Origin of the sequence: Rhizobium sp. M1, from assembly GCF_002531805.1 — a bacterium.
GTDB classification, from domain to species: Bacteria; Pseudomonadota; Alphaproteobacteria; order Rhizobiales; family Rhizobiaceae; genus Rhizobium; species Rhizobium etli_C.
Genome location: NZ_NWSW01000008.1, coordinates 1 through 24,723, shown reverse-complemented (window position 1 = coordinate 24,723; position 24,723 = coordinate 1). Strand labels below are relative to the sequence as shown.

The 24,723-nt window shown below is 61.0% G+C and carries 23 protein-coding genes and 1 pseudogene; 4 read left to right on the top strand and 20 right to left on the bottom strand.

Annotated elements, in window-relative coordinates; translation table 11 throughout:
* Window positions 1–3: 3 nt before the first annotated feature.
* Genes CO655_RS09170 through CO655_RS09160 form a run of 3 tightly spaced genes read left to right on the top strand, consistent with a single transcriptional unit; the run spans window position 4 to window position 3,658 of the window.
* On the top strand, window positions 4–1,257 hold the full coding sequence (locus tag CO655_RS09170) for an aromatic ring-hydroxylating dioxygenase subunit alpha (protein WP_097664424.1): 1,254 nt from the start codon (window positions 4–6) through the stop codon (window positions 1,255–1,257).
* Window positions 1,247–2,338 carry a hybrid-cluster NAD(P)-dependent oxidoreductase gene (locus CO655_RS09165; protein WP_097664422.1) on the top strand — a complete coding sequence of 364 codons (1,092 nt, stop codon included), beginning with the start codon at window positions 1,247–1,249 and terminating at the stop codon, window positions 2,336–2,338. Before CO655_RS09170 ends, CO655_RS09165 begins: the two co-directional genes overlap by 11 nt.
* Before the next feature lie 39 nt (window positions 2,339–2,377).
* The gene (locus tag CO655_RS09160) at window positions 2,378–3,658 is read left to right on the top strand and encodes a Xaa-Pro peptidase family protein (RefSeq protein WP_097664421.1); all 1,281 of its coding nucleotides are present in this window, start codon (window positions 2,378–2,380) and stop codon (window positions 3,656–3,658) included.
* Window positions 3,659–3,678: 20 nt separating this feature from the next.
* On the opposite strand, the gene CO655_RS09155 is transcribed toward CO655_RS09160, so the two are convergent.
* The 13 genes from CO655_RS09155 to CO655_RS09095 all read right to left on the bottom strand — a co-directional run bounded on the left by CO655_RS09155 (window position 3,679) and on the right by CO655_RS09095 (window position 17,436).
* Entirely contained in the window at window positions 3,679–4,692 is a 1,014-nt protein-coding gene (locus CO655_RS09155; protein ID WP_097608716.1) for a GlxA family transcriptional regulator, read from the bottom strand.
* A gap of 25 nt (window positions 4,693–4,717) precedes the next feature.
* Complete coding sequence (locus CO655_RS09150) at window positions 4,718–5,716, bottom strand: 4-hydroxyproline epimerase (RefSeq protein ID WP_097608715.1); 999 nt, start codon at window positions 5,714–5,716, stop codon at window positions 4,718–4,720.
* 16 nt (window positions 5,717–5,732) lie between these two features.
* A complete protein-coding gene (locus CO655_RS09145; RefSeq protein WP_097664420.1) occupies window positions 5,733–6,584 on the bottom strand; it encodes an ABC transporter permease subunit in 852 nt (283 codons plus the stop codon).
* Window positions 6,581–7,429, bottom strand: coding sequence for an ABC transporter permease subunit (locus tag CO655_RS09140; protein WP_097664419.1), 849 nt, complete (start codon window positions 7,427–7,429; stop codon window positions 6,581–6,583). Before CO655_RS09140 ends, CO655_RS09145 begins: the two co-directional genes overlap by 4 nt.
* A gap of 21 nt (window positions 7,430–7,450) precedes the next feature.
* Window positions 7,451–8,542, bottom strand: coding sequence for a glycine betaine/L-proline ABC transporter ATP-binding protein (locus CO655_RS09135; protein ID WP_097664418.1), 1,092 nt, complete (start codon window positions 8,540–8,542; stop codon window positions 7,451–7,453).
* A gap of 83 nt (window positions 8,543–8,625) precedes the next feature.
* A complete protein-coding gene (locus tag CO655_RS09130; protein ID WP_097664417.1) occupies window positions 8,626–9,477 on the bottom strand; it encodes a glycine betaine ABC transporter substrate-binding protein in 852 nt (283 codons plus the stop codon).
* 78 nt (window positions 9,478–9,555) lie between these two features.
* Entirely contained in the window at window positions 9,556–10,902 is a 1,347-nt protein-coding gene (locus CO655_RS09125; RefSeq protein ID WP_097664416.1) for an FAD-binding oxidoreductase, read from the bottom strand.
* Window positions 10,899–12,416, bottom strand: coding sequence for an aldehyde dehydrogenase (locus CO655_RS09120; protein ID WP_097664415.1), 1,518 nt, complete (start codon window positions 12,414–12,416; stop codon window positions 10,899–10,901). Before CO655_RS09120 ends, CO655_RS09125 begins: the two co-directional genes overlap by 4 nt.
* On the bottom strand, window positions 12,409–13,320 hold the full coding sequence (locus CO655_RS09115; protein WP_097664414.1) for a dihydrodipicolinate synthase family protein: 912 nt from the start codon (window positions 13,318–13,320) through the stop codon (window positions 12,409–12,411). The genes CO655_RS09120 and CO655_RS09115 overlap by 8 nt, the downstream gene beginning before the upstream one ends.
* Window positions 13,317–14,033, bottom strand: coding sequence for a GntR family transcriptional regulator (locus CO655_RS09110; protein ID WP_088936132.1), 717 nt, complete (start codon window positions 14,031–14,033; stop codon window positions 13,317–13,319). Before CO655_RS09110 ends, CO655_RS09115 begins: the two co-directional genes overlap by 4 nt.
* A 362-nt stretch (window positions 14,034–14,395) precedes the next feature.
* Window positions 14,396–15,430 (bottom strand): L-idonate 5-dehydrogenase, encoded by a 1,035-nt coding sequence (locus CO655_RS09105; RefSeq protein ID WP_097664413.1) that lies wholly within the window; start codon window positions 15,428–15,430, stop codon window positions 14,396–14,398.
* A 27-nt stretch (window positions 15,431–15,457) separates the two neighbouring features.
* On the bottom strand, window positions 15,458–16,222 hold the full coding sequence (locus tag CO655_RS09100) for an SDR family oxidoreductase (protein WP_097608707.1): 765 nt from the start codon (window positions 16,220–16,222) through the stop codon (window positions 15,458–15,460).
* Between the two features lie 14 nt (window positions 16,223–16,236).
* Window positions 16,237–17,436 (bottom strand): mandelate racemase/muconate lactonizing enzyme family protein, encoded by a 1,200-nt coding sequence (locus CO655_RS09095; RefSeq protein ID WP_097608706.1) that lies wholly within the window; start codon window positions 17,434–17,436, stop codon window positions 16,237–16,239.
* Between the two features lie 149 nt (window positions 17,437–17,585).
* Here CO655_RS09095 and CO655_RS09090 point away from each other — a divergent pair, with 149 nt between their 5' ends.
* The gene (locus CO655_RS09090) at window positions 17,586–18,329 is read left to right on the top strand and encodes a GntR family transcriptional regulator (protein ID WP_097608705.1); all 744 of its coding nucleotides are present in this window, start codon (window positions 17,586–17,588) and stop codon (window positions 18,327–18,329) included.
* 26 nt (window positions 18,330–18,355) lie between these two features.
* On the opposite strand, the gene CO655_RS09085 is transcribed toward CO655_RS09090, so the two are convergent.
* From CO655_RS09085 to CO655_RS09055, 7 genes and pseudogenes are all read right to left on the bottom strand, one after another.
* Entirely contained in the window at window positions 18,356–19,504 is a 1,149-nt protein-coding gene (locus tag CO655_RS09085; RefSeq protein ID WP_097664412.1) for an ABC transporter ATP-binding protein, read from the bottom strand.
* Between the two features lie 13 nt (window positions 19,505–19,517).
* Window positions 19,518–20,348, bottom strand: a complete 831-nt coding sequence (locus tag CO655_RS09080; protein WP_097608703.1) for a carbohydrate ABC transporter permease — start codon at window positions 20,346–20,348, stop codon at window positions 19,518–19,520.
* Entirely contained in the window at window positions 20,348–21,265 is a 918-nt protein-coding gene (locus CO655_RS09075; RefSeq protein WP_097608702.1) for a sugar ABC transporter permease, read from the bottom strand. The genes CO655_RS09080 and CO655_RS09075 overlap by 1 nt, the downstream gene beginning before the upstream one ends.
* A gap of 73 nt (window positions 21,266–21,338) precedes the next feature.
* The gene (locus CO655_RS09070) at window positions 21,339–22,544 is read right to left on the bottom strand and encodes a sugar ABC transporter substrate-binding protein (RefSeq protein ID WP_245423768.1); all 1,206 of its coding nucleotides are present in this window, start codon (window positions 22,542–22,544) and stop codon (window positions 21,339–21,341) included.
* A gap of 524 nt (window positions 22,545–23,068) precedes the next feature.
* Window positions 23,069–23,641, bottom strand: a complete 573-nt coding sequence (gene gfa, locus CO655_RS09065) for an S-(hydroxymethyl)glutathione synthase (protein WP_097608700.1) — start codon at window positions 23,639–23,641, stop codon at window positions 23,069–23,071.
* 57 nt (window positions 23,642–23,698) lie between these two features.
* Window positions 23,699–24,535 carry an S-formylglutathione hydrolase gene (fghA, locus tag CO655_RS09060; RefSeq protein WP_097664410.1) on the bottom strand — a complete coding sequence of 279 codons (837 nt, stop codon included), beginning with the start codon at window positions 24,533–24,535 and terminating at the stop codon, window positions 23,699–23,701.
* Between the two features lie 3 nt (window positions 24,536–24,538).
* Window positions 24,539–24,723, bottom strand: a pseudogene (locus tag CO655_RS09055) (S-(hydroxymethyl)glutathione dehydrogenase); the annotation flags it as partial.

Sequence of the window (24,723 nt, the reverse complement as noted above, 5' to 3'; positions counted from 1 at the left end):
CTCATGCTAAACAGGCTTCCTTCTTCCATTTCGGCACTTCTCGACTCCCGCGCGGAAGGCCATTCGCTGCCGGCCGGCCTCTACGTGAGAGAAGACGTGTTCGAAGCGGATATCGATGTCTTTTTCCACAAGCACTGGATCTGTGTCGGCCTCGACTGCGATGTTCCGGAGCCCGGCGACGCCACCGTCGTCGACATCGGCACGACGAGCCTGATCCTCCTGCGCGACGACGACGGCGAAATCCGCGTGCTGCACAATGTCTGCCGCCATCGCGGCTCCCGTCTTCTCAACCCGGGCAAGACGATCGTTTCGAAGCTCGTCTGTCCCTATCACACCTGGACCTATGAGCTGACGGGCGAGCTCAGCTATGCCCCGCACATGGGCAAGGATTTCGACAAGGACTGTCACGGTCTGAAGCCGGTTACCTTCAAATCGATCGGCGGCCTGATCTATGTCTGCCTGTCCGACAATCCGCCGGAGGACATTGCCGGCCTCGAGCAGGCGATGGTCGACCGTCTCGCGCCCTACGACATCCGCAATGCCAAGATCGCCCACCAGACCGACGTCATCGAGGACGGCAACTGGAAGCTGACGATGGAGAACAATCGCGAGTGCTATCATTGCTCCGCGAACCATCCCGAGCTCTGCGTCTCCTTCGTCGATCTCGATTTCGGCTTCGATCCCGAAACGCTGAGCCCCGAAGACCGCGAACAGGCTGAGGAGCATTTCCGGCTCTACGAGGAACGCACCCAGGCATGGGAAGCCGATGGCTTCCCATCCGCCGCCATCGAGCAGCTCGCCGACTGCGCCACCAATTTCCGCACGCAGCGGCTGATCATCGCTGGCGCCGGCGAATCCCAGACGCATGACGCCACCGCCGCCTCTTCCAAGCTCCTCGGGCAAATGACCCGCAAGGATCTCGGCGACACCCATCTCTGGGGCCATAACAGCTGGAACCATTTCATGGGCGACCATGCCGTCGTCGCAACCGTCATCCCGCTTTCGGCCGGCAAGACGCTGGTCCGCACCAAGTGGCTGGTCCACAAGGACGCCGTCGAAGGGGTCGATTACGACCTCGACAAGCTGACGGATGTCTGGGTCGCAACGACGGATCAGGACGCCGACCTCGTCGCCCGCTCCCATGCCGGCGCTCTCGATCCCGCTTATCAGCCGGGGCCCTATTCCCGCTTCTCCGAGGCGAACCTCGACAAGTTCGCCACCTGGTACATCGACCGGATGCGCGCTCATGGATACTAGGAACCCGCAAGCGCCGCTCGCAAAGGCAGCCCGTCACGATGTCTGGAATCCCGAGGAAGACGATGCGCTCGTCTGCCTCGACGTCCAGCAGGAGACCCATGACGTCAAGACCTTCACCTTCGCCTCCCCTCGCGGGAAGCGGTTCGCCTTCAAGGCCGGCCAATATTTCCTGTTCGACCTGGAGCACAATGGAGAGGCTGAAAGCCGCTGCTACAGCATCTCCTCTTCACCGCATCGCACGAACGCCTTCTCGGTAACGGTGAAGCGCGTTCCGGGCGGCAAGATCTCCAACTGGCTTCACGACACGCTGGTGCCGGGAGCGTCGGTCAAGGCGAACGGCCCGCTCGGCCATTTCGTCCGGTCCGAGGCGGCAAAGCCGAAGCTTCTGCTGCTCTCCGGCGGTTCGGGGATCACCCCCGTCATGTCCATTCTGCGTGAACTCGCCGACAGCTGCGAGCCTGCCGACGTCATCTTCATGCATGCCGCGCGCACGCCGCTCGATCTGATCTTTCGCGACGAACTCGCCTGCATCGCCCGCAAGCTGAAAGGGCTGCGGCTGCATTTTCTGCCGGAAACGGTTGCGGGCGAACCCTCCTGGTCCGGCCTCACCGGCCGCATTTCGGCGGATTATTTCAGACTGGCGGTTCCCGATATCGCCGATCGCACGGTGATGTGCTGCGGCCCCGCCCCATTCATGGCGGCGGCGCGCGGCATTGCCGCCGAACTCGGCGTTCCCGCCCCCCATTATCTCGAAGAAAGTTTCGACGCTGCCGTCATCGACGAGCCTGAAATCCCCGCGATCCAGGAAGCGGCCGCCAGGGTCTTTCAGGTCACCTTCTCCAAGCAGGCCCGCAGCATCGAGGTCACAGGCGACCAGAGCGTGCTCTCCTGCGCGAAGAAGGCGGGCGTCAGGATACCATCCTCCTGCGCCAATGGCGTCTGCGGCACCTGCAAGTCGAAGCTCACCTCAGGCGCGGTCGACATGAACCACAATGGCGGCATCCGCCAGAGGGAAATCGACGCCGGCTTCTTCCTGCCCTGCTGCTCGAAGCCGCTCAGCGATCTCGTCATCGAACGCTGAGCGACACCGCATCAATCACCGATAACAGGGATCATCCCGATGCTGCGAGACGAAACCGATTCCGTCGAGCTGAGCGGCTCGGCCGTCTTCAAGGACGAGCGGAAGCAGGCCTACCTCAACCCCGATGGCGCGGACCGGCCGCTCATCAGTCCGGTGCCGGCCGCGACCCTCGACCGCGCGCGCCGCTACCGGCTGGAACGGCTGCGCATGAAGATGCGCGAATGGGATTGCGGCGCGCTGCTGCTCTATGATCCCGTCAACATCCGCTATGCCTTCGACTCGTCGAATATGAGCATCTGGACGATGCATAATCCGTCGCGCTACGCGCTGATCCTGGCCGACGGCCCGGCCATCATGTTCGAATTCGAAGGCGCCGAGCACGTCAATGACGGGCTCCCTGGCATCGATGAGATCCGGCCTTCGAAATCCTGGATCTTCTTCACGGCAGGCAACCTCGTGGAACCGCGTCTGAAGGCCTGGGCGGACGAGATCGCCGACATCGTCAAGGGCAATGGCGGCAACAGGCGGATCGCGGTGGACCGGCTCGAACCGGCGGGCGCCTTCGAACTGACGGAACGCGGCTTTACGCTGCTCGACGGCCAGGAACTCGCCGAACGGGCGCGGTCGATCAAGAGCGCCGAGGAAATCGAGCTGATGCGCTGGACGATCCGCGTCTGCGAAGCGGGCATGGCGCGCATGTACGAGGTTTCCGAGCCGGGCCGCACCGAACGGGAAATCTGGGCCGAACTGCACTTCGAAAATGCCCGCAGTGGCGGCGAATGGCTGGAGACCAAGCTCCTGACTGCCGGCCCGAGAACCAATCCCTGGTATCAGGAATGTTCTGATTACGTCATCAAACGCGGCGAGATGATCGCCTTCGACACCGACATGATCGGCCCCTACGGCTATTGCGCCGACCTCTCGCGCTCATGGACCTGTGGGCATGTCGCGATGAACGGCAAGCAGAAGGAAATTTACGCCGCGGCCAGGGATCAGATCGAGCACAATCTTTCCATCATCAGGCCCGGCATGGCGTTCCGGGAGTTCAACGAACTGTCGTGGCGGATCCCGGAAAAATACCAGCCCTATCGCTACACGCTTGCCCTGCACGGCACCGGCATGGCCGATGAATGGCCGGGCGTGCTGCTGCATCCGGATTTCGATCCTGATTTCAGCGGCATCATCGAGGAGGGCATGGTGCTCAACGTCGAAAGCCTGATCGCCGAAGCCGGCTCGGAAAGCATCAAACTGGAAACCCAGGCGCTGATCACCTCAAAGGGAGCCGAGCGACTGGACAGCTTTCCCTGGGAGGACGCCTGAGACGCCGGTGCGAAACCGCTTCAGTGCGCTCTCAAGGTCGCCGCGCGATGCTGCGAGGGCGTCTGCCCGAATGTGCGCTTGAACGTTCTGGTGAACTGCGAGGCGTTTTCAAAGCCGACGTCCAGCGCGATCTCGATCAGCGGCGCCTTCGACTGCGCCAGGATCGATTTTGCCCGCTCCATGCGAACGCGGTTGTAGGCCTTGGCAGGCGACATGCCCGTCTTTTCGATGAATATCCGCTCCAGCTGCCGCCTTGAGAGCCCGACCATGGCGGCAAGCTTCTCGATCGGCATGCTGCCGTCGACGAACTGCTCCATGGTGATCATCGCCGCCTTGACGCGGGCGTCGTCATAGTCGTCATAGAGCGGACGCCGCGGCTGAACATCCGACGGCGTTCGGGCCTTCTCGATCTGAAGCACTTCAAGCGCGTTTCGTTCGGCATCGCGGCTGATGTATTTTCTCACCAGCAATGCCGCCATGTCGGCAGCGCTGCTGCCCCCGGCGCAGGATCCGCGCTGCCGATCGAGATTGAAGAGTCGGTCGGAGCGGACGGCAAGCTCCGGAAAGCGCTCCCGAAACTCCTTGTAATGCAGCCAGCTGACGCAGGATTCGTGCCGTTTCATCAGGCCCGCCGCAGCCAGGATGAACGAACCGGTGCACACGCCGATCAGCGGCACTTTCTTCGCATCCGCCTGCCGCAGGAAGGTGATTGTCTGCTGGTCGACCGGATTTTCGACCGTCAGCAGGCCGCCGACGACCACGATATAATCGAACCTTGAGGGATCGACGAAATCCGAGGTCGGCGCAACCTGGACGCCGCAGCTGGAGGTGATCAGATGCCGCGTGCTGCCGATCACCTGCCAGTCGGCAAGCACCCTTCCGGAACGATCCTGTTCGTCGCTGGCAAGCCTGAGCGTATCCACGAACAAGGCGAAGGCCGACAGCGTGAAGGACCGCGACAGAACGAACCCCACTTTCAATCGGGCCGGCTGCTTTGCGCCATCGTCTACAAATCGATGCTGCTCAGATCGCATGTTCATCTCCTGCCCCTTCGAACGCTCATCGAATTTGAAAACCGTGCGCCAGCGGATCGCGATCGTCGACGAAAATAGTGTTGTGCCCGATCACCCGCGCCCAGCCTCCGATACTCGGAAGAATGCCGGCATAGGGTCCAATTTTCGCCTCGGCTTCGACCCTGCCCTCGAAAATGGTTCCGATCAGGCTCTCGTGGCGGTATGTCGAACCGACGGCAAGTCGGCCCTTTCCGTAAAGCTGCGCCATGCGCGCGGAAGTGCCGGTGCCGCCAGGCGACCGGTCGATCGCCTTTTCTCCATAGAAGACGGCGCAGCGCCCGTCCGAGACGTCGTTCACCGGGCGGTCGCACCAGATCGCGTGATGCACGCCGCGAATCCTCGGATCATCCGGATGAACGGGATCGCAGACATGCGCAAGCGCTGCCCTCAGCCTTTGGCTGCATCCGACGATGTCGGAGGCGCTCATGCCGTCGAGCCCGCTCCAGTTCTCCTGCGGCTCGACGACCGCGTAATAGTTGCCGCCGTAGGAGATATCGACACGCAGCCGGCCCATATCAGGTACATCGACCTCGACATCCGCCTGGTGGAGATAGCTCGCCACATTGTGGAGACGAACGGAATCGACATATCCGCCCTTCTCCTCATAGGTGACGTCGACCCTGCCGGCCGGCGTTTCGATGGCGACCCTTCCGGCTTCACGCGGCTTGACCAGGCCCTCTTCGATCGCGGCGGTGACGGTGCCGATCGTGCCGGCGCCGCACATCGGCAGACAGCCGCTCACCTCGATGAAAAGAACGGCGAAATCACAATCTTCCCGATAGGCCGGATAGATGATCGAGCCCGACATGATGTCATGCCCCCTCGGCTCGAACATCAGCGCCTTGCGGACCCAGTCGTGGTCGCGGACAAAGATTTCCCGGCGCTCGCCCATCGGCAGATGCGGAAGCAGTGGACCGCCGCCGGCGACGAGACGGACCGGGTTGCCGCAGGTATGGGCATCGATGCAGAAGAAGCTGTTTCTCATCTTTTCATATCCCGGCTCACTGCGCCTTCGCCGGTTGGCCGCGGTCGAACAGGCCGCGGGTCAACCGGTCGAGCAGCAGAGCGACGGCAACGATCGCCAGGCCGGCTCTGAGGCCGAGCCCCATTTCCATGCGCGTGAGGCCGCGCGTCACTTCCGCGCCGAGACCGCCTGCGCCGACAAGGCCGGCGAGCACGACCATCGCGAGCGACAGCAGGATGCACTGGTTGAGCCCGACCAGCAGCGTCTGCTTGGCAAGCGGCATCTCGATCTTCCACAGGATCGAGCGGGGCGGTGCGCCGATGGCGCTGCCAAGCTCGATGAACACCTTCGGCACCTGGTTGAAGGCAAGCGTCGTCAGACGCAGCATCGGCGGAATGCCATAGACGATGGTGGCGATGATCGCCGGCACGCGTCCGAGGCTGAAGATCATCACCGCGGGAATGAGGTAGACCCATGGCGGCACGGTCTGCATGACGTCGAGAACCGGGCGAACCGCCGCCTCCAATGTCTTGTAGCGCGAGCAGAGCACGCCGATCGGAAAGGCGATGAGAACGGAGATCACGACGGCGACGGTGACCAGAGCAAGCGTCTGCATCGACGCCGTCCACAGTCCGACAAGCAGGCAGAAGCCGAGGCAGAGGCCGGCGAGGACGGCGGCGCGCAGGCTGACGGCAAAGAATGCCAGCACGACGACGATCGCGATCAGCGCATAAGGCGGCACGAAGAGAAGTGCGGCCTCGATGGCGGACAGCACCGTTTCGACCACGTAGCTGATGGCTGCAAACAGCGGATGAAAGTTGGTGTTGAGCCAATCGACGACCGGGGCCAGGAAAGCGCCGGGCGAAAACTGCAAGTCCGAAAGATTCATGACTTCCTCCCCGTTCCCAAGCGAGCGGCGCTCTGCGTTATTCGGTCAATCACCATGGTCAATATCACGATCGCGATCGCCGCATTGATCGAGGTCGCGATATCGAGCGTCCTGATCGCGCCGTAGATCGTTTCTCCGAGCCCGCCCGAACCGACGATACCGGCGATGACGACCATGCCGAAAGCCATCATCAGACTCTGGTTGATGCCCGCCATGATGCTGGGCAGTGCAAAGGGAAGGCGGATCTTGAAGAACATCTTTGCCGGCGTCATCCCCAGCGCCTCGCCAAGTTCGATGAACTCCTTGGGTGTCATGCGGATACCAAGCGAGGTCAGGCGGACTGCCGGCGGCACGGCGACGATCACGGTCGCGATCAATGCCGTCGCCGGTCCATAGCCGAGCAGGGCGATCGCCGGCAGCAGGTAGATGTATGGCGGAAGCGTCTGGATGAGATCGAGACCCGGCTCCATGAAGCGATCAAGAGCGGTAAAGAAGCCCGCCGCTATGCCGATCGGAATGCCGATCGCCAAAGCGATCGCGGTGGCAGTCAGGACCAGCGCCAGGGTGCTCATCGTCTCCGGCCAGAGCCCCATCGAAAAGCAAAGCGCCAGCGCGACACCGCTGAGCGCCGCGAACCAGACATTGACCAGCCGCCAGCCGATCAGCGCCACGATGAGCGCGACCACGTAGAACGGCGGAAGCTCGAGGAGCCAGAGGATCCCGTCATAGAGCCCCTCGAGCACCTGCCTGATATAGTCGAAGAGGAATTCGCCGTTGTCGCTCACCCATTCGAGCGCGGCGTCCGTCCATTCGTCGAACAGATCGGTGAAGACTGAAGTATCCATGTCGATCAGCTCCGGTTGGGGTCACGCCGCCGTCAGATCGTGGGCGGAAGTTCCCTTGACGCCCATCAGCAGGCTGCGCGGCGTGACGACGCCGATGACCTGATCCTTGTCGACGACGGCGATGGCGTCGCGGTCCGACTGCATCGTCAAGGAGATGAGCTCGTCGATATCGGCGTCCGGCGTCGTACGCGCCAGCGACGAGATGTCGGAATTCGGCGCACTCTGCTGGAATTCGGCGACGCTGCGCATGACCGAATGCGCCTTGATCAGATGCAGGCGGGATATGCCGGCGACGAATTCGGCGACATAGGCATCGGCCGGGTTGAGGATAATCTCCTCGGCCGTGCCGGTCTGGATGATGACACCGTCCTTCATGATCGCGATGCGGTCGCCGATGCGGATCGCCTCATCGAGATCATGGGTGATGAAGACGGCGGACTTGCCAAGCGCTTTGGTCAGCTGGCGGAATTCGTCCTGAAGCTGGCGCCGGATCAGCGGGTCGAGCGCGCTGAACGGCTCGTCCATGAGAATGATCTCGGGGTCGGCAGCGAGCGCGCGCGCAAGTCCGACGCGCTGCTGCATGCCGCCGGAAAGCTCGCTGGGATATCGGCTCAGCCAGTCGGCGAGGCCGACCTTTTCGAGCGCGGCGGCGGCGATCTTGTTTCGTTCGGTTTTGGCGATGCCCTGGACTTCGAGGCCGAAGGCCGCATTTTCCAAGACGGTGCGGTGCGGCAACAAGGCGACGCTTTGAAACACCATGCCTATATTCTTGGCGCGCATCTGTCTCAGATCGACCGGCGACAGGCTGGCGAGGTCGCGTCCCTTGACCATGACCTTGCCGGAGCTCGGCGTGATCAGCTTGTTGAGAAGGCGGATGAGCGTCGATTTTCCGCTTCCCGACAGTCCCATGATGCAGAAGATTTCGCCGCGCCGCACCTGGATGCTCGCATCGGAGACGCCGACGACGCAGTTGAATTCCTTCAGAACCTCTTTCTTGCCGAGGCCGCGCTCCTTGATCGACTTCATCGCCGCAGCGGACTTGCCGCCGAAGACTTTCCAGAGCGATTGGCAGTCGATCAGGACATCATTGGCATCGATATTGGCGGTTTTCATAGCGATCCCCTTTGAGCCAATGGCGCTGGCTTCTTCGTTAGGTTTCAAGGTGGCCGCCCGCGGGGCGGACGGCCACGAGACGCTTAGTTCTTCTTGATGTTTTCCCAGCGCTTGATCAGGTCGGCATGGGCGCCGATCCAGTCCTGCACGGCCTGGTCCATCGTCTTGCCGTCCTTGACGGCGCCGTTGATGGCGGTGATGTCGGCGATCGGCACGTAGACGCTGGCCATGACTTCGCGGGCATGCGGGTACTCTTCCGAGAAGCCCTTATGGCCGATCCAGTAGTAGCTCTGCGGCGGCGGGAAGACGCCCTTCGGATCCTTGAGGTACTTGACCTCGTACTTCTGGACCATCCACGACGGCTCCCAGATCGTGACCGCAATCCATTCCTGGCGGTCGTAGGCAGACTTCAGCGCCGCCGTCATCGCAGCCGTGCTGCCTTCGACGAGCTGGAGCTTGAGGCCATATTCCTTGACCGCATTCGAGGTGTCGCGCATCAGGCCGGCGCCCGGTTCGATGCCGATGATCTTGCCGCCGAACTTGTCGGCGTTTTCATTGAGCTGTTCGAGCGAGTCGATCGGAACATATTTCGGAACGGCCACGCCCTGATAAAGGCCGTGCGAAACCGGAGAAATCTTCTCGAGGCGGTTCTTGTTTTTGTCCCAATAGTCCTGAGCAACGTAGTCGGTCTGCGAGGTCAGAGCCTGGATGTCGCCCTTGGCAAGAGCGGCATAGGCAATGCCCCATTCGGAAAATTCGGTGACCTTCACGGTATAGCCGGCGTCTTCCAGAACCTTCTTGGTGATGCCGGTGATCGGCGTCAGGTCTTCCCATGCCATCGTGCCCAGATTGATGGTCTTTTCCTCAGCACGGGCAGGCAGGATGCTCATCCCGATCACCGCAGCGGCGCAGAGAGCCTTCCACAAAGTTTTCATTGTTGTTACTCCTGGTTTTCGTTCCCATTCTCATAGAAGCCTGCGGGCGGCAGTCTTCCTATTGCGTGAGCCGAGGGATCATCCCTCGCGGCCCGCACGCAATTCCTGAAAGCGGATCACCGAGTTGATGCCGAGCCAGGCGATGGGCTCAGGCGGCAGTCTCGTCGGTTCCGGCTGGTTTTTGAATTTGTCGAGCTCCGGGCTGCCCACTCCTGTCGCAAGATCTGCCGCCATCATCCCGGCAAGCGTGCTCTTGACGGTGCCGAGACCGTTTTCGCAGCAGGCGGAGAAAAGTCCTTCCTCGACCTCGCCGAACGCCGGCACATGGTTTCGGCTGAGGCAGAGCGCGCCCGCCCAGCTGTATTCCATCGGCAGGCGCTCCAGCCCGGGGAAACGGGCATCGAACGACCGGCGCTGTTCGGCGGCGATGCCGGCGACCCGCTTCTCCGACACTTTGAGGCTCGGGTCGTAGGTGAACCTCGTCCGGACGACGATCCTGGAAAGCCCGTCTTTGGTGATCTTGCGCACCGTTGCGCCCATGGGGTCAGCCGGCAGCAGCGCCCAACGATCGACGCCGGTAACATCGCCGCCGAATTCGTTCTGGGAAAAAGCCGATGTCATCGACGCATAGGTGAAGATGTGCATCAGCCGGCCCCGGAAGTGGCCGAAGCTCTGAATATGGCCGTTTACCCCCAGAATGACCTTGGGTGCAGAAACGGAACCACGGGCCGTCTTTGCCTTCCAGGTCCGGCCTTCACGGGCAAGCTCCAGGACCGGCGAGTGCTCGTGGATGATCACCTTGGAGGAAATCCCGCGCGCCAGGCCGCGAATATAGTCGGCCGGCTGGATCATCACCGCGCCCGGCGTATAGAGTCCGCCGAGATAATAACGCGAGCCGGTCATCTCCCGCATCTGAGCGGCATCGAGAACACGATGTTCCTCGCCGATCTTTTCGAGCGACTTGCGGTAATTGTCGTTCAGTCCCATCCCCCGCTCGGAGGCCGCGGCATTCACCTTGCCCGCCGGATCGAAGGTCTCGCGCGACAGGCCATATTCGGCCGCCGCATCAGCCGCGAAGGAGATCGCCAGACGATTCTGACGGATCTCGTCTTTCGTCGCCGCTTCGTCGGCCACCGAATACTCGCCCGAAGACAGGTTGTGCGGCACGTCGATCATGAAGCCGGAATTCCGCCCGGCCGGCCCCTCGGCAAGTTCACGCGCATCCAGGACGACGATCTTGTCCTCAGGCCGCGATTGCGAGAGACGGCGGGCTGCCGACAGGCCGGCAAATCCGCCGCCGATGATCAGCCAGTCCGCTGTAATGTCGTGTTCAAGCACCGCTACGGGAAAGGTGCGTTCGCTGGTCGCCTCCCATCCCGAAACGCCGGTGTCGGTCGGCAGGTGCTTGATCACATGGCGGCTCATCGGATCGTCTCGTCGACCGACCGTTCGGATATGTCGATCCAGATGGTCTTGAGTTCGCAATAGTTGTCGTGGGCGAAGACCGACTTGTCGCGGCCGCCGAAGCCGGACTCCTTGTAGCCGCCGAACGGCGTGGTGGCATCACCCTCGCCGAAGCAGTTGACCGTGATCAGGCCGGCCCGGATGTCGCGGGTCAGCCGGATCGCATTGCGCAGGCTGCCGGTATAGACGGATGCCGTCAGGCCGTAATTGGTGTCGTTGGCCAAAGCGGTCGCCTCGGCGAGCGTGTTGAACGTCGTGACCGACAGGATCGGCCCGAAGATCTCCTCCTGGAAGAGACGGCTGGCCGGCGTTACATCCTCGACCAGCGTCGGCTCGATGAAGATGCCATTATAGGTTTCGCCGCCCTGGGTGACGGACAGCTTCTCCGTCTTGGCATCGTCGAGGAAGGATTTGACCTTCTCGAAGTGCGACTTGCTGACGAGCGCGCCGATGCGGTTTTCCGGATCGAGCGGATCGCCCGTCTTCCACTCGCGCATATAGGCGCCGATGCGCTTCATCAGTTCGTCCTTGACCTTGGCATGGACGATGAGGCGCGAGGTGGCCGAGCAATTCTCGCCCATGTTCCAGAAGGCGCCGTTGACGACCTGCTCGGCGACGAGGTCGAGATCCTCGGCATCGTCGAGAACGACGGCCGGGTTCTTGCCGCCGCATTCGAGCACGACCTTCTTGAGGTTCGAGTCCGCCGCATAGCGCAGGAAGCGGCGGCCGGTCGGCGTCGAGCCGGTAAAGGCGACCATATCGACATCCATATGCAGGCCGATCGGCTCGCCGACTTCGCGGCCGGAACCGGTCACGACGTTGAAGACGCCGGCCGGAATGCCGGCTTCAAGGGCGAGTTCGGCGACGCGCAGCGTCGTGAGCGTCGTTTCCTGCGCCGGCTTGACGATAACCGAGCAGCCGGCGGCAAGCGCCGGGCCGATCTTCCAGGCCAGCATCAGCAGCGGGAAATTCCACGGCAGCACGCAGCCGACGACGCCGATCGGCTCACGCACGATCATCGTCAGCGCGTTCGCGCCGACAGGAGCGGTGTTGTCGTAGAGCTTGTCGATCAGCTCGGCATGCCAACGCAGCGTATGAATGGTATCGGGAACGTCGACGGTCTGGCATTCGCGGACCGGTTTGCCGCTGTCGAGGCTTTCCATGACGGCGAGTTCGTGCCGGTTGCGCTCCAGGAGCTTGGCAAGCTTCAGAAGCACTTCCTTGCGCTCGCCCGGCGAACGAAGCCGCCAGCGTCCGTCGTCAAATGCCTCTTTCGCTTTCTCGACGGCGAAATCGACGTCACTGGAATCGCAGGCTGCGATTTCGGCCAGGACCTCGCCGGTGGCGGGATTAGTCGAGGTGAAGGTCTTGCCGGAATTTGCCGGACGGAATGCGCCATCGATAAAGGCATTCGTCGGAAGTTGAAGACCGGCGGCAATCGCCTTGTATTCGGCTGCGGTCAAAGGTTCATGCATGGTTGGCTCCCGACGTGATCTGGCCGATCGTGCGCTTCAACGTGGAAACGACGGTCTCAAGGGTTCTTTTCTCTTCGGAGTTCAGTCCGCGCAGCGGCGCCCGCACCGGACCGGCTTTGAGGCCGATGATCTCGCATCCGTGCTTGATCGACTGGACGAATTTACCGCATTCGAGGAAGTCCATCAGCGGCAGCATCGCGCTCATGATCGCCCGGCCCTTGTCGAAGTTCTTCTCAAGGACGCAGGCCTCGTAGAGTGCGACATGCTCGCGCGGCAGGAAGTTGGAGCCGGCGCAGACCCAGCTCTTCGCACCCCAGGCGAAGAATTCGAGGGCCTGGTCGTCCCAGCCGCAGGACAGCGATATGTGGGGAAACTTCCGGGCGAGCCGGTGAAGATTGCCCATGTCGCCGGAGCTTTCCTTGATGGCGATCACGTTCTTCGACTTGCCGACGCGGGAGAAATACTCCTCGCCCATCACCACGCCCATGCGGGCCGGATAGTTGTAGAGCATGATCGGCAGGTTGGCGGCGCGATCGACCGTCAGCGCATGGACCGCGTTCTCGCGTTCGGTCGGCAGGGCGTAAGGCGGCGACGACACCAGGATCGCATCCGCGCCGATTTCCTTCGCCGCCTTGGCGTATTCGACCGAATCTTCGGTGCGCGTGGCGCCGGTGCCGATGATCAGCGGCAGCCGCGTGCCGATGACGTTCTTCGCATAGGCCGCGAGTTCGTAACGTTCCTGGCTGCTCTGGGCGTAATATTCGCCCGTCGAGCCGCCGACGATGATGCCGTGGACGCCCGCCTCGATCAGCGACTCGAGCACGGCGGCAAATCCGGTCCGGTCGATCTGACCATTCTTGTCGAGCGGCGTCACCGCCGGCGTATAGATCCCCTCAAACTTCACGACGACTTCTCCAATACTTGCGTGGCCGGACCGCCGAGGAAGGCGTCCGCTTTCAGGCCTTGCGGAGCGATGAACATCTCCATGTTCTCGCGGGACAATTCCCAGTGTTCGAAAACGAGATCGACGACGGCATTCTCGTCATGTGCGCCGAGCGCTGCGATGAAGCCGTCATGGTGGTCGACCGCCACCTGCAGCCGCCGTTTCATGTCCTCGTTCCTCGGCCGGAAGAACGTGTGACCGATGCGCGCGTGATCGATCAGCAGCCGGCCAAGGCTCGGCTGCAGATAGACGTTGCCCGACATCTCGCCGAAGATCTCGTGAAAGCGATTGTTCTCAAGAACCATCGCCAAGGCGTCCATGTTCTTGCTGGCAGCACGGAACCGCTCCTGCGTCTGCTTCAGGTCCGCCAGTTGAGCCGGCTTGAAGTTCTGCACCGCGAGACGGCCGATCGCCGCATAGATCATCGGTGCGACGAGAAAGAAATTGCGAAGCGTGGAGTGGTTCATCGGGATGACCCGCGCACCCCTGTTCTCGCGGATGTCGATATAACCCTCGCCGGCAAGGCGACGGAAGATATCGCGCACCGGCGTCCGGGAAAGCCCATACCGCTCGCTCAAACTGGCCTCGTCCAGATCAGCGTCCGGATCCAGTTCCATCGTCAGAATCTGGCGTTTCAGGTCGTCGTAGAGATTGCTCTTCGGTGTCTTCGCCATCGTCGATCTCCGGCCATTTGTTGCTCTACGCCCTGAAGATGGCATGCATCCCTGGAGGAGTCAATAATTGTGTACTTTGCGTACACAATTATTATTCCCAGGATACACAATGGCCGATGCCCGTGTGACAGCGATATCGTCCGACATCAAGACGTCGCCCAAAGATGGATGCGCTCCGGCTCGGAGCGAAATCTTCCATTGAAATGAGAGGTCAAACCGTCCTGCGACGTCAGTAACGGATGGCCGCCCGACCTAAGCGTCAGCCCGCAGGAATGGAGCATCCCGGTTTTCGCATAACCGTGGACGCTGCTTTTAAATCATGAATTCGGATTTAAGAACGACCCGCTTAGAGCCGTCCTGCTTTAGGAAAACGAGAGCTGCACCTTCATGGCAGAACTTCTGTCATTGGCATTCTCGAATGCCCTGCGGGCATCTTCGAAAGGAGTAATCGCAGTAATCAATGGCTTCACATTCATCCTGCCGCTATTCAGCAGATCGACCGCAAGCGCAAAATCTGCATCGAACCGGAACGAGCCCAACAGTTGGATTTCGCGTGTGATCAGCGCATTGATCGGGATGGCGAATTCTCCACCCAGGCCGAGCTGTACGACGACACCGCGGGGGCGAATGGCCGGCAGCGCCTGCTGCAGGGCCAATGGATTGCCGGATGCTTCGAAATGGACGTCGAAATAGCCTTTGCCTGCAGCATAATCAGGCATGGCATCCGGCTCGGTCTTCAGGTTGATCGTCCGGGTGGCGCCACATTGGCCGGCAATCTGCAGAGGGAAGTCGTGCAGATCGGTAATGACGATTTCGCGCGCACCGCCGAGACGCGCGCAAATCGCCGTCAGGACGCCGATGGGGCCGGAACCGGTGATCAGAACCTTCTTGCCGAGAAGAGGCCCGGCTATCCTGGCCGCATGCAGGCAGACCGCAAGAGGTTCTGCCATCGCGGCTTCGCCAAAGGTAACCGCGTCCACGATCGGGAACATCTGTTCGCAGCGCATCGTGAGGCTTTGCCTGAAGCCGCCCTGATCGTGCGGCATGCGCATGGCGCTTCCAATGAAATGCATGTCGATGCAATGGTTCTGCATGCCGGCCGCGCAGTATTCGCAGCGTCTGCAGGTCCGGCTGGGGTTGACGGCGACCCTTGTGCCGACAGAAAGGCCGGTCACACCCTCTCCCACTTCTGCCACGATGCCGGCCACCTCATGGCCAAGCGTCATCGGTTCGCGGATGCGGATCGTCGCCGTGCCGCCGTGATTGTAGTAGTGAAGGTCGGAACCGCAGATGCCGCCCGCCATGATGGAGACGCGAACCTCGCCAGGACCAGGTGTGCGGACCTCCACAGGCTCAATCCTCAGATCTTTCGGAGCGTGAATGACGACGCCTTGCATGGTTTCGATCCTATGTGCCAATGGAAATCAGAGAACGGAGATCATGCCGCCGTCGACATAAATGATCTGCCCGTTGACGTAATCGGATGCGGAGGAAGCGAGGAAGACCGCCGTGCCTCCGAGTTCGTCGGGGCGGCCCCAGCGTCGCGCGGGCGTGCGACCCTTGACCCAGGCATCGAACTTCGGGTCGTTGATCAGCGCCTCGTTCATGTCGGTGATCATATAGCCCGGGCCGATGGCATTGGCTTGAATGCCGCGTTCCGCCCACTCGGCGGCCATCGCCTTGGTCAGCATCTTGATGCCGCCCTTGGCCACCGTATACGGGGCCACGGTGGCGCGCGCGAGTTCGCTCGTCAGCGAACCGATATTGATGATCTTTCCGTGCCCGCGTGCCGCCATCCGCCTCGCAGCTTCGCGACCGATCATGAAAGCGCTTGTCAGATTGGTATCGATCACACGGCGCCAGTCGGCTGTCTCCAAGTCCAGCATCGGCTTACGGAATTGAATCCCCGCATTGTTTACGAGGATATCGACCTCGATCCCGGCCTCGTCCAAACGAGAGAAAGCACCGAGAACAGAAGCCTCATCGGTCACGTCAAAGGCGGCGCCCAGAACCTCATAACCTCTGCCGCGCATTTCTTTCAATGCGTCGTCCAGGCGCCCGGCATCGATGCCGTTGAGAATGATCCGCGCGCCAGCATTACCGAGCGCAGATGCAATGGCATTGCCCAACCCGCGCGACGAGCCGGTGACCAACGCCGTTTTGCCATTGAGGTCGAACAGTTTGCTCATAGTTTCAGCCTATCTCAAAGTTCAGACGCGCGAACGCTCAGATCGGAGCGCTCGAAGACCTGGGGCAGCAACTCCGTGCCGAGCCCCGGTCCTTCCATCGGCAAGACATAGCCGTTCTCGATCTTAGGAACCTCGGTGACAAGTTCCTTGTACCAGCCGGTATAGAAGGCCCGAACCGATTCCTGGATCAAAGTGTTCGGCTGCGAAAACGATGAATGGACGGCGGCGACATAGGCGACGGGACCCGTACAATCGTGCGGCGCATAGGGACGATGATAGGTGTCCGCAAGGGAGGCAATCTTGCGTCCCTCGGTCAGTCCGCCCGTCCAGACGAGATCGGTCATCACGACACCGATGGCGCCGGCTTCGAGCATGTCCTTGTAGGGAAAACGCGAGCCCAAGGTTTCCGATGCGCAGATCGGCACCCTCGTCGAAGCGGCAAGTTCGGACAGAGCCGATACCGAATTCATGCGAATGGGATCTTCATACCATGTGGGGTCGAAGGCTTCGAGTTCGTGCGCGATCTTCTTGATGGTCGGCAGGTTCCACAGGCTATGGAATTCTACCATGATGCTCATTTTGTCGCCGACACGCTTGCGGATCGCCTCGAACGGCATCATCGCGGTGCGCAATTGCTCCGCCGTGATGAAGCGACCGTCATTCTCGATGGCCGGAGGATCGAACGGCCATATCTTCATGGCCGAGATCCCTTGTTCGAGCAGGCTTTCGGCCAGCGCGCCAGCGTCGGTCATGAAGCCCTTCAGGTCTTCATACGGACCTTCGGCGTCGCGGAAATTCCACGTATCGACCGGCTTGATCTTGTTGGAGCGGACATATCCATAGCCTGCGCAAGTGTTGTAGACCGGAATGCGATCATGACACAGACCGCCCAGCATCTGATGGACCGGCTGGCCGCATACTTTTCCGAATATATCCCACAGCGCGAGATCGAGAGCCGACGCTGCGCGATATTCCGCACCCGTCGACGCCTGCGCCATCGGCAGGTTGACGAGCTCGCGCGAGTGCGCTTCGATCCGCAAGGGATCGCGGCCGATGAGGCGACCGGCCAGTACGTCGTGAATATGGGCTTCGACAGATCCGGCTCCGTAAAAGGTCTCGCCCAGGCCAACGATGCCGGCGTCGGTTTCGACATGGACCCAGAGAACATTGGCGAATTCTTCCAATCGGAAGGTGCGGATGGCGGTGATCTTCATTTTGCCTCGTGCAGAAGAGTTATGAACGATGGGCAACGGGCCGATGCCGAATGCCCGATCGCTGGAGGTTTGAAAAATGTCGTGATATATCGTGAGATAAATAAAGGCGGCGATGCGCCAGCCGCCGAGATCGGAGCCGAAACATAGCCATGACGACCGAAGACGACACCGATGCCAACACCGCCGGCCCGCGCCGCAGCCAGTCGAACCTGATGGAAATTGCCTATGAACGGCTGGAACAACTGATCATCAAATGCGAATTGAAACCGGGCTCTTTCCTGTCCATCCAGGACTTGCAACGAATGACGGGCTACAGCCGCACGCCGATCTATCAGGCGGTGAACCGCCTTGCGACCGACACGCTGGTGATGATCCATCCGCGCCACGGCGTGAAGATTGCGCCGATCGATCTGGCGAGAGAACGGATGCTTTTGCGATTGAGGCGAGATCTCGAACGCTTCGTCCTGACGCTTGTGGCCGAACGTTCCAACAGCACCCATCGAACGCAGATGCTGCATGTCACGCGAGCCCTGCGCGACCGGCGCGAGACGATGACCATCGACGAGTTCAACGTCTTCGACCGGCGCATCGACAAGCTCATCCTCGTGGCGGCCGGCGAACCCTTCCTCGAGCACACGCTGCGACCGCTTCATACGATCTTCCGCAGGATCGGCTGGATTCATCATCTCCATATCGGACATGAGCAGAGCCTTCTGCGCACCATCGACTGTCACTTGGATGTACTGGATGCCATCGCTTCCCGTCACGTTGAGCGGGCAATCGAGGCTTCGGACCAGCTCATCTCTTTCGTCGAGGACATGTTCGGCGAGATCGAACGACAGATCGATCCTTCGGCGCTCGACTGCAGCATCGAGCCGCTGTTTTCGCGCTGACGGAGTTGTCGTGCGGCGGGCGATCATCATTGTATCCGCTTGCCCGTCGCGGCCGAAAACAAAACTGCCTGCGAACTGTCGATTAGGAGATAGACGTCCCGCCCGAGTTGGAGGTCGCAGTAGCCGGGCAAGGTGACCATGACCGCATCCATGTCGCCATCGTCGTTGTGCGCGGTCCTCCCTTCGTCGAGCCGGACCGCCACGACGGATTCGGCGCCGATATGCTCGACCATTGCGACCGTCCCCTTCAATGCGCCGCTTGCCGGCACGGTCGTCAGCGAAATAGCATTCGGGCGAATGCCGAGAAGCGCGTCCGAAGCTGCGGCTGCGCTGGAAAGATCGACCGGGATGGCGACGGAGCCAATCTTGATTCCGCGTCCCTCCAGCTTGCCGGCGATGAGGTTCATCGGCGGCGTGCCGATGAACCGGGCGACGTAGGTATTGGCCGGATCGGTATAAATCTCGCGCGCCGTGCCGAATTGCTGGATAATCCCGTCCCGCATGAGCGCGATCTTCGTGCCCATCGTCATCGCCTCAACCTGATCATGCGTCACATAGACAAAAGTGCCGCCGATCTCCTTGTGCAGGCGTGAGATTTCCGAGCGCATCGAGGTGCGCAGCTTGGCGTCGAGATTCGATAAGGGCTCGTCCATGAGGAAGACTTCCGGCTCGCGCACCATGGCGCGTCCGAGGGCGACACGCTGGCGCTGTCCCCCCGAAAGCGTCCGGGGAAAACGGTCGAGCATTTCCGTTAGCGCCAAGATGCGCGCGGTCTTTTCGACTTTTTCCACGACGCGCGGCGAAGTTTCGATCCTGCGCTTGGCGAATCCACCGAAGAGAGGCAAGTGATGCCACCAGCGGAATTCCTGCATGAGCAGGGGGAAGGACATGTTTCGGCGGACGGAAAGATGGGGGTAGAGTGCGTAGGACTGGAAAACGAAAGCAATGTCGCGTTCTCCCGGAGGAAGCTGATCGACGCGGTTGCCGCCGATCTTGATCTCGCCGCCGGAGATGCTTTCGAGCCCGGCCAGCATGCGCAGCAATGTCGATTTTCCGCAACCGGACGGTCCGAGAAGAACAAGGAAATCGCCCTTCTCGATGGAGACGTTGATGTCGCGGATAACTTCCTTGACGCCGAAACGCTTCGAAATGTTGTTGAATTCAATAGCAGACATATCGGTTTTCCCATCAACCTTTGACGCTGCCCGCCGTCATTCCGGCGACGACGTAGCGTTGGGCAAAGAGGTAGAAGACGACCGCCGGCAACGTGTAGATGACACCGACCGCCATGACGGAGTGGATAGGCGTGGAAAGTTCGCCGACGAAGCTCGCGAGCCCGACGGAGGCCGTCCGCAGGCTCTCGCTGCTGACGAGGGTCTGGGCGAACACGTATTCGTTCCATCCGTGGAAGAAGGAGATAACCGCTGCAGCCGCCAGCGTCGGTGCGATCAGGGGAACGACGATACCGAGAACGATGTCGAACCGCGAACATCCGTCCACACGTGCCGCTTCCTCGATTTCGATTGGAATGCTGTCGATCGCCCCCTTGATGATCCAGGTAATGACTGGAACGACGAAGGCCGTATTCGCGAGCACTAGACCAAGGATGCTGTCGAGCAGGTTCAGGTCGCCGAAGATCGAATAAAGCGGCACGACCAGCATCGCTTCCGGCAGCATCTGGGTCGCAAACAATGCGAAGCCGAGAACGGCAAGACCGGCAAAGCGGAAGCGCGACAAAGCATAGGCCGGCAGCACCGCGAGCAGAATGCTCAATATCGTCGTTCCCGCAGCAACGAGAAAGCTGTTGCGCAGCCACCTGGCGACCGGGATGGTGCTGAAAACCTCGAGGTAAATGCCGATCTGCGACCAGTTCGGCCACACGCGCGGCGCGTCCGCAAACAATTCCGAAGACGGTGTCATCGAGGTGACGAACATCCAATAGATAGGAAAGGCGGCGAGCCCGAGCATCATCAGAACGGCGATGAGGCGGAAGTGTTGCGCATTGCGGAGAGCGTTCATCAGCGCCGCCCCTCTGCTTGTTCGGTCATCTGGGTGACCTTGAAGTAAATCACGGTGATCAGCAGGGCGATCGACAGGCCGATCATCCCCATGGCAGCGGCGCTGCCAAGATCGCGATAGACGAAACCTTGCCTGTAAAGCTCGATCACAAGCGTATTGGTCGCTCCGATCGGGCCTCCCTGGGTCATCAGCCAAATCAGGTCGAAGCGGCGCAGCGACCAGATGGTGACGAAAAGCGTCAGCATCAGAACGGTTGGCTGGATCGTCGGCCAGACGGCCGTCTTGAAGATATTGAAGCGGTCAGCTCCATCGATGACCGCGGCTTCTTTCAATTCATGCGGTACACCCTGCAGCGCGGCAAGAATGACCACCGAAGAGAAGGGGAAAATCTGCCACACCGTCGTCAGCAGAATAGCCGGCAGCGCCAGCTTCGGATCGTCCAGCCAGTTCTCACCGCTGAGCGGCAGGCCAAGAGCCTCGAGGATATGATTGAAGATGCCGTATTGCGAATTGAAGATCCAGGTGAACACTAGCGCAACGGCAACCGAAGGAGCGGCCCACGGCACGGTAATCAGCGCGCGAGCGACACCGCGCCCGACGAAGGGCGAGTCCAGCAGCAGCGCCGAGCCAAGGCCGATACCGATGGCGAACACCACACAGGCCACCGTATAGATCGCCGTGATCCACAAAACCTTCCAGAGTTCGCCGTCCTCGATCAGGAAGGCGTAGTTGTCCGCCCCGACAAAAGGACTGACGCCGGGAGTAAGCAGGTCCGTGGCGGTAAAGCTCAGGTAGAACTGCTGAATCAGCGGATAGAACTGAAACAGAAGCAGGTAGACACCGACCGGTGCCGCAAACAGGTAAGGTGTCCACCGGCTGCCATCGAGCCTGGGCCTGGCGAGATTTGCGCGTTTCATCAAACATTCCCCGATCGGTACATGGTCCGATAGTCGGAGGCTTCACCGGCGTTCGGGAAGCCTCCCGCTTCCGCTAGCGCAGCACCCGGCGCTCGACGAGTTTTTGAGCGCGATCCATCGCTTCCTTCGGATCGGCGTTTTCCTGAAGGACCTTCAATACCTCCTCGAGCACGATCTGCTGGATTTCCGGCGTCTTACCTTCCTGTCCGATCACGAGTTGAGGCAGCGCGTTCTCCATCTGGCCTTCATAAACTTTCAGCCACGGCTGCTTAGCGAGTTCCTCGGGTGACATGTCGAGCTTCGTGCCGACGCCGGTGCCCATGGCGGCCTGCAGGGACTTTTGGTTTTCGGGCGCATAAGCCCACTTGATGAAGGCGCCGGCGGCATCCTTGTGCTTGGTATTGGCATTGACCACCAGCGCCGTCATGATGAGACCCTGCGCCTTGTCCGGGAACGGCGATGGCGCGGCTGCGAAAGGCAGCTGCGGCGCGTTCTGGTGGAAGATCGCCGCCACACCGCCGTTGTCGACGTTCATGGCAATCTTGCCCTCCCAAAACATCCGGCGGTAGGTGGCCGCGTCGGCGCCACGCGGCGTGACGCCGGCATCGTAGACCTGCTTATAAGCCGTCACACCCCGAATTACGTCCGGGCTGTTGAGCGTTAGCTTGCCGTCCTTGTCGCTCCAGCGCCCACCGAAGCCGAAAACGTAGTTGCAGAGATCCTGCCAGAAGCCGGCACGCTCGGCCATCGTGGCGCGATAGGCGTAACCGAATTTGCCGTCCTTGGTCTGGGCCTTGGTTGCAGCCAGGAAGCTGTCGAAATCCGTCGGCGGCGAAGGCACGATGTCTTTGTTGTAAAGCAGCGCATATCCCGTTGTGTCGAACAGCAGGCCGTACCGAACACCCTTCACCTTCATGAACCTGTCCGGCCCCAGGAAGTCGTAGCTCTTGTCATCGACGAGACCGTCAAGCGGCAGCAGCCTTCCAGACGGAATGGCAGCAAAAAAGTCCGTCTGATCGAACCGTACGAGATCCGGACCGCCGCCGCCGCCCATCTGGGTGAATACGGTATTGGCAAGGCTCGAGAATGGGATCGCAATCGGCTCGACCTCTACCTCGGTCTGGCTTTCATTGAACCGCTGTATCCAGGCCTTGACCCGGTCGCCTCGACCCGCTTCGGCAAACACCGCCGCCGCGAATGTGATCTTGTCCTTCGCAAAAGCCGGTGCGGATAGCGGAAGCAAACTCAGCGAAATGGCTGCGGCCGCTAGATATTTCATTGAACTCTTCATCGATGGGTCCTCCCTGATATCGATCGGCGCCCTTCTCCAACGCCGATGATAGATCGTAGAATGTCGTGATATTTCACAAAAGTCAACGAGGAGGGAGTTGGTCGGCAATCGCCGACGGGCGCTGGCAGCGGCCTTGGTGAATTTCATGGGAGAAGAACAATGGAGAGATAACGCGAGCCGGGAGGCTGATACCGAAACGCGTGAGAGACTTTCAATCGATATTGCGGTCAGTTTGCTTTAGAACGGAATTCAGATTTCAGGGCAGCCCGGCCTAAGACCATGATTGTTCTAACAGACCGGCGACAGCCTCGAAATGCTGATGAAAGGGGTAGGCTCGGCGCGGGCAGACTGTCGAAGCTCACGTCAGCGCGTTCGAGCCCGGAAATTATCCAGTTCATAGAGCCGCAGGGAATGTGCGGGAGGCAACGAACAGCAGTGCGGCCACGGGAATATTTTGCCATCCCGGTGGCGGCAGGTTTGTCGGGGGCGCCGGGGTCGGCGCCCCCGGTTAATCACGAAGCCAGAACGCCGCTCTTCTTGGCGGTCCAGGTGGCGATATAGTCCATCAGTCCGGGGTTGAGACAATCGTACGGCTCGATACCGGATGCCTTCAACTGCGCTCTGACGGCGTCCATCTTCGAAGGATCGAAGCCGCTTTCGATGATCGACGACACGAAGGCCGCAAAGCCGGGCTTGGCCCAACCGCTCTCCTGGAAGCGCTCCGGATGGACGAACGACAGTCCCTGGAACGGATGTTCGCGCTCGACCGGCCCGTACATATGCACGCCGCATTGCTTGCAGGCGTGCCGCTGGATCAAGGCAGCGGGATCGACGACGGCGAGCTTGTCGCCGTTCTCCAGCACCTCGACGCTCTCGGTCGGGGCGACCGCCACGACCGAAAAGACTGCTCCCTCGGGCTTCCAGCACTTGGTGCAACCGCAGGCGTGATTGTGGGCAATATCGCCCTTGATCCTGACCTTGACGGGATTGCTCGTGCATTTGCACACGAGCGTCCCGCCTGTGAAAGCAGCGTCCGTCGCTCGAAAGCCTGAATCCACTGCCGGATGAATGGCTATGCTGCTCATTGCTTTTCTCCCTTCCTCCCTGGCCGTTTGCGTTATGCCCGGCCGAGCTCGCTAAAATCAGTTCCCCAACCTCTGCGCGTGCCAGCGCAGATGATCGTCCATGAACGTCGAAATGAAAAAGTAGGAGTGGCCGTAGCCTTCCTGCATGCGCAGCCTGAGCGGGATGCCTGACGCCTCGCAGGCCTGCCGGAGTTCATCGGGACGCAGCCCGTCCTCCAGGAAGCTGTCCGCCATCCCCTGGTCGACGAAGAGCTCGGGGAAGCGATGCCCGTCTTCGATCAGCGAGCAGGTGTCATAGGCCCGCCAGGTGTTTTCGTCGGCGCCGAGATATTTCCGCAAGGCCGGTTTCGACCAGCCGGACACCGAGGGGTGGCTGATCGGCGCGAAGGCCGAGCAGCTGCGGAACCGGTCGGGGTTCTTAAGCGCGATGGTGATCGCGCCATGTCCGCCCATCGAATGGCCGAAGATCCCCTGGCGATCCATGTCGACGGGGAATTCCGCGGCAAGCAGGCGCGGCAGCTCGTCGGTGATGTAGCTGTACATGCGATAATTCGCCGAAAACGGCGGCTCGGTGGCATCGACGTAAAAGCCGGCGCCCTTGCCGAACTGCCAATTGTCGGGCTCGTCAGGAACGTGATCGCCGCGGGGGCTGGTATCCGGGCAGACGACGATCAGCCCGAGCTCGGCGGCAAGCCGCCGATACTCCCCCTTGTCCATGACATTGGCATGCGTGCAGGTCAGGCCGGACAGGTACCACAGAACCGGGCGCTTGCCCTCGGCCGCCTGCGGCGGCACGAACACTGCAAAGGTCATGTCGCAGTCACAGGCCTCGGAGCGATTGACATAGACACCCTGAGTGCCACCGTAAGACTTGTCGATCGAGATGGTTTTCATGGCTTAGTAGACCACCACGCCGCGGATGCTTTCACCCTTGTGCATCATCTCGAAGCCCTTGTTGATGTCTTCGAGCGGCATCGTATGGGTGATCATCGGGTCGATCTGGATCTTGCCCTGCATGTACCAGTCGACGATCTTCGGCACGTCGGTGCGCCCGCGCGCGCCGCCGAAGGCGGTGCCCATCC